General features: G+C 72.7%; 5 protein-coding genes and 1 pseudogene. 2 read left to right on the top strand and 4 right to left on the bottom strand.

Features of this window, described 5'->3' with window-relative positions:
* The first annotated feature begins 285 nt into the window (after positions 1-285).
* On the top strand, positions 286-609 hold the full coding sequence (locus AB0M52_RS29910) for a hypothetical protein (RefSeq protein WP_363960680.1): 324 nt from the start codon (positions 286-288) through the stop codon (positions 607-609).
* Between the two features lie 8 nt (positions 610-617).
* Here AB0M52_RS29910 and AB0M52_RS29905 read toward each other — a convergent pair whose 3' ends face one another.
* Positions 618-2,180, bottom strand: coding sequence for an alpha/beta hydrolase (locus AB0M52_RS29905; RefSeq protein WP_363960682.1), 1,563 nt, complete (start codon positions 2,178-2,180; stop codon positions 618-620).
* A gap of 54 nt (positions 2,181-2,234) precedes the next feature.
* The gene (locus AB0M52_RS29900; protein ID WP_363960678.1) at positions 2,235-3,347 is read right to left on the bottom strand and encodes an ATP-dependent DNA ligase; all 1,113 of its coding nucleotides are present in this window, start codon (positions 3,345-3,347) and stop codon (positions 2,235-2,237) included.
* A gap of 136 nt (positions 3,348-3,483) precedes the next feature.
* Between AB0M52_RS29900 and AB0M52_RS29895 the strand changes: the two genes are divergently transcribed.
* A complete protein-coding gene (locus tag AB0M52_RS29895; protein ID WP_363960676.1) occupies positions 3,484-3,696 on the top strand; it encodes a hypothetical protein in 213 nt (70 codons plus the stop codon).
* Between the two features lie 26 nt (positions 3,697-3,722).
* Here AB0M52_RS29895 and AB0M52_RS29890 read toward each other — a convergent pair whose 3' ends face one another.
* On the bottom strand, positions 3,723-4,640 hold the full coding sequence (locus tag AB0M52_RS29890) for a DNA-3-methyladenine glycosylase 2 family protein (protein WP_363960674.1): 918 nt from the start codon (positions 4,638-4,640) through the stop codon (positions 3,723-3,725).
* A 520-nt stretch (positions 4,641-5,160) separates the two neighbouring features.
* Positions 5,161-5,395, bottom strand: a pseudogene (locus AB0M52_RS29885) (hypothetical protein); the annotation flags it as partial.

The following is a 5,395-nucleotide window of genomic DNA, read 5'->3' as shown; positions in this document are numbered from 1 at the left end:
GCCGGTCCCGCATTCCAGCGGGCCAGGGGTTCCGGGGGTGCCGGTCATGGCGCGGGGAGCGCCGGCGGTATGCCATGTTCAACGACCCGGGGCCCGGCATCATTCCCCGCCGGCCGGCCCCGGCCATGGGACACCGAACCCCAAACCAGACACCGGACGCACTGCACCACCAGCGGATCCTTGGCCAGTGGTGCAATCCGGTCCGGACCGCCCGGGTGCCCCGAAGCCACGCGAAGGTTGCCGCAGAAGGGACGGCGGGGACTCTGGTGGAGCCGGTGATCGTCCATGAGTAGTGATTTCGGCTTCTGGAAGCGCGGCCTCGGTGATCCAGGGGAGATATTCGACGGCCTCGCTGAGGGTGACACCGCTAACCTTGCCCCCAGCCCGGATGTGCTGCGGTTTCGCGAGGAACTGCTGGCGCGCTGGCCGGACATGGTGCACGTGCTGGAGCCGTCGGACGATGACGTGGCGGAAAATCCAGAGGACGCCTCGAAATACGTTCTCCTGACCCTCTCAGTTCGACAATTGGACCAGCTGTCTGAGGTGCTGTCCATGGCGGAGAGGAATGGGCTCGTCGGGTTCAGTGGAGTGGCGGACGAGCCAATCTGAGGACACCCTCAACGCGCTGGGCAGCGGGTGCCCTCCTTGGGCACGGTCAGGTCGATCAGGTACGCGTCGACGGCCCGGGTGATGCAGGTGGTCTGCGGGTAGGCGGTGTGGCCCTCGCCCTCCCAGGTGAGGACCCGGCCGACGCCGAGCATCTCGGCCAGGGCCGGGGTCTGTTCGTAGGGCGTGGCCGGGTCGCCGGTGGTGCCGACGACCAGGATCGGCGGGGCGCCGTCGGCGCGACCGGTGGGGAAGGGGTCGCTACCGCCGGGCCACTCGGTGCACGACACCAGGCCGACCGCCAGGGCCGGCCCGAACAGCGGGTACTGCTGGCGCCACTGCGACTGCAACTGGCGGATCCGGTCCAGGCTCGGCCGCTCCTCCTCGTCCGCGCAGTTGACCGCCATGTTGGCGTCGAACAGGTTGGTGTAGTGGCCGTTGTCGTCACGGTCGGCGTACGCGTCGGCGAGCCGGAACACGTCGTCGGGGTTGCCCTCCTCCAGACGGTTGATGGCCCGGGCGAGTTCCTGCCAGCCGGATTCGGTGTACAGCGAGGAGATGACCGCGTAGAAGACCCAGCCGGCGGTGGCCTCGCGGCCGTCGGCCGCGCGGACCGGGGAGACCCGGGCCTTGTCGATGGCCGACGTGACCGCCGCTCGGGCGTCCGGCGCGAGCGGGCAGCGGGCGGCGTTGGCCGCGCACCACCGGTTGAAGTTGCCGAAGGCCCGCTCGAAGCCCTTGGCCTGGCTCTCCGACCCGGCGATCAGGCCCTGCCGGGGGTCGACCGCGCCGTCGAGCACCAGCGCCCGCACCCGCTGCGGGAACAGCTGGGCGTACGTGGCGCCGAGCAGGGTGCCGTACGAGTAGCCGAGGTACGTCAACTTGTCGTCGCCGACCGCGGCGCGGATCGCGTCCATGTCCCGGGCGGCCTGCTCGGTGGAGTAGAGCGGCAGTTGGTTGCCGTACTTGTCGCCGCAGCCCTGGCCGATCCGCTTGCCGAGCGCGACGAAACCGTCGAACGATTCCTGGCTGCGCGGATCGGGGTCGTAGCCGAAGGAGGCGTCGAGGTCGGCATCCGGAATGCACTCCACCGGGCTGGACCGGGCCACTCCGCGCGGGTCGAAGCCGACGATGTCGAACCGTTCCAGGATGGTGTCGGGCAGGCCGCCGAACTGCTCGCCGAAGGAGAGGTAGACGGCGGTGTCCACCCCGGACCCGCCCGGCCCGCCCGGGTTGACCAGCAGCGAGCCGATCCGGTCGCGCTGCTTGTCGGAGCGGACCCGTAGCAGGGCGATCTCGAAGGTCTCACCGGCGCCGGGGCCGGCCGTGGCGCCGGTGCCGCCGGCCCAGTCGCGCGGGACCTTGATCCGGGCGCACTCGTACCGCATGCCCGGCGCGCCCCGCCCGACCACCTCCCTGGGCACCTCGGGGCAGGCCCGCCAGGTCGGCGCCGCCCCCAGCGCCGCGGCCTCGCCCTCGGTGTCGGAGCGTGGCGCGAAGGCCGGCAGCGTGCAGCCGGCGGCGACCACCGCGGCGGCGGCCAGACCGGCCAGGGTGAGCCGGAAGCGGCGGATCCGGTCGGGCGTACGGGTCACGAGCGAGCCTCCGTGGTCGGGTCGGCGGCCAGGCTAGGCGGAGTCGGGTGCGGACCCGACCGGCACCGCGGGGTCGCCCCGCAGGACCTGGTCCACGTCGAACCGGACCGGCCGGTCCAGCTGATCGTATCGGCACGAGCGCGGGTCGCGGTCGGGCCGCCAGCGGACGAACCGCGCGGTGTGCCGGAACCGGTCGCCCTCCATCGCGTCGTACGCCACCTCGACCACCAGCTCCGGGCGCAGCGGCTCCCACTCCAGGTTCTTCGTGCCGGTCCACCGGCTGACGCCGCCCGGGATGCGCTGGCCCCGCTCGTGGTCGCCGTGCACCCACGGGTGCTCCGAGCCGACGTCGCGGTAGGCGGCCAGCTCCTCCAGCAGTTCGGCCCGCCGGGCCATGGTGAACGAGGCGCTCACCCCGACGTGGTGCAGCACCCCGGCGTCGTCGTAGAGCCCGAGCAGCAGCGAGCCGACCACCGGGCCGGACTTGTGCCAGCGGAACCCGGCCACCACCGCGTCGGCGGTGCGGGCGTGCTTGACCTTGAACATGAGTCGCTTGCCCGGCTCGTACGGCAGGTCGGCGGGCTTGGCGATGAGCCCGTCCAGCCCGGCGCCCTCGAACACGTCGAACCAGCGGCGTGCGGTGTCGGCGTCGGTGGTGATCTGGGTGACGTGCACCGGCGGCCGCACCGCGGCGAGGGCCTGCTCCAACCGGGCGCGGCGGCTCGGGTAGGGCTGGTCGATCAGGCTCTCGCCGTCGAGGGCGAGCAGGTCGAAGGCGACGAAGTCGGCCGGGGTGGTCTCGGCGAGCAGCTTCACCCGGGACGCCGCCGGGTGAATGCGCTGGGCCAGCAGCTCGAAGTCGAGCCGGGGCTGACCGTCCGGGCCGTCGCGGCGGATCACGATCAGCTCGCCGTCCACCGCGCAGCGTGGCGGCAGCTGCCGGCGAGCCTGCTCCACCACCTCGGGGAAGTAGCGGGTCATCATCTTGCCGCCCCGGCTGGCCAGCTCCACCTCGTCACCGTCGCGGAAGACGATGCAGCGGAAGCCGTCCCACTTGGGCTCGTAGGTCATCCCCGTGCCGGTGGGGATCGACGCGACGCTGCGGGCCAGCATCGGCTCCACCGGCGGGTTGATCGGCAGGTCCACGGCGACCAGTCAACCAGACGGCACCGACAGCGGTGAGGCACATCACTGCCGGCCGGTGGGCGGCGTGTCCGTCCTGGGCCCGTCCCGGCGCCCTCGGGGGAATCGGAAAACCGCAGGTCAGAGCTACTTTCGCGGAATGTCGGAGTTGGTCTGCGGGTGCTGCGGTCGGTGGCGGGTCAGCGTCGAGCTGATTCGCGGCCGATACGTCTACCGGCTGGTGCACCGCTATCCCCACCGCTTCGGCGGCGGCAAGGACGTGCTCGGCGAGGTGGGCTCGGTGGCCGAGCTGGAGGAACTGCTGCGCCGGCGTACCCCGGTGCGCCTGGCCGACCTGCGCGAGGCTGCCTGAGACCCGGGCCCAGCCGCCCGCGGCGCTCAGAAGCGGGCGAAGGAGCGGATGGGGGCGCGGGGCCCGTAGCGGGGTGCCTGGACACCGGCCGCCTCCAGCAGCCGGCAGACCCGACCCCGGTGCCCCCGGAACGGCTCCAGCAGCTCCAGCATCCGGGCATCGTCGCCGCGCGGCTCGCCGGCCAGGGCCCAGGCCACCGTGTTCGGTATGTGGTAGTCACCGACGCTGACCGCGTCCGGGTCGCCGTACGCGACGCGGACCACCTCGGCGGCGGTCCACGGACCGATGCCTGCGATCGAGGTCAACCGACGGGTTGCCTCCGCGGCGTCCGTGCAGCGTTCCAGCCGGTCGGCGACCGCGGCGGCCCGGCGTAGCGTGTCGGCGCGGCGCTGCTCCACGCCGAACGGGTGGTAGACCCAGTACGGGGCGGCGGCCACCGCCGTCGGCTCGGGCGGCAGCAGCAGCGGCACCGGCCCGGGTGCCGGCTCGGCGAAGTGGCGGACGGTGGCCGCGTACGCCCGGTAGGCCTCCTTGCCGGTGACCTTCTGCTCCAGGACCGCCCGGAGCACCCGGGGGAAGACCAGCCCGGTGGCCGGCATCCGCAGCCCGGCGTGCTGCGCGGCGAGCCGGGCCACCACGGGATGCGTCGCGGCCAGCGCCGGGAACCCGGTCAGGTCGTCGCGCAGCCCGGCGACCGCGTCGGCCCGCTCGACCACCCAGTCGGCGCCCGGCCCGTATCCCTCGGCGACCAGCTCGCCGGCGACCGCTCGCAGGGCGAGCGTGGCCGGCCCGGTGGGGGTGCGGGCCGCCCACCAGAGGTTGTCGCCGACGATCCGCGCGCAGGGGTCGTACGAGCTGAAGGTCAGCGGGCGGACCGACGCGGCCAGGCGGTAGCCCGGCGGCGGCCGGAGCGCCCGGCTCGCGGTGGGTTCGCTCCCGGTCACCACCCCACTCTGCCACCTCGGCCGAGCGCCTGGGTGGTCCCTACCTGCACGCCGGTCCGGTAGGCGTTCCTCGGACATTTCCTGGCCACCGACCGTTCAGGTTTCGGACCAGCTGAACGGCCAGGATTCTTCGGGCAAATCATTTCTATGATGGATCTGTCAGGCGTCGCCGCCGCTCGTTCGGGACTGCTCCGCCAGCTCTTTGGTATGTCGAAGGTGAACTCGCTGCTAGGGTCCCACCTGCGCAGGCCCGGTCCCCGTCTCGGAGACGCGGTGCGAGATCGGTGAGGGCCAGAATGTATGCCGGGGGACCGGCGTGCGGCGATCCTTGTCCGGCTTGCCGCACGGCGCGCAACGGGGAGCTGTTCAGAGAGGCACGTAGGCGATGACTGCTGGAGCGGTTGTTCGGTCGGGGCACGTCTCATCCGGCGTCTCGGCTGGCGAACGCCGCCGGTGACGCGGGGCCGCGGCTAGGTGACCGTCCGATCGCAACGGCGTACCGAATGATTGCTCTGCGCGTCTACCGCATGCTTCCGCCCGCCCTCCGGCGCCGGCTGCTCCACCTGCTCCCCGAGCACCGACGGCTCGGCCTCGTACGGACCTTCACCCGGCCGCGCGGCGGCGACACCGTACACCCGCTCGGCTCGCACGCCGACCATGTGATCACGTGCTGCACGTCCTCGGACGGGGTGGCGGGGTCGTCGGCCCAGTCGGCGCCGGCCCGGTAGCACTCGTCGTAGAGCGCGCGCTGGCTG

The sequence above is a fragment of the Micromonospora sp. NPDC051296 genome (assembly GCF_040682255.1).
Taxonomy (GTDB): domain Bacteria; phylum Actinomycetota; class Actinomycetes; order Mycobacteriales; family Micromonosporaceae; genus Micromonospora; species Micromonospora craterilacus.
The sequence above is the reverse complement of the archived record's forward strand: the minus strand, read 5'-3'. Positions and strand labels throughout refer to the sequence as shown.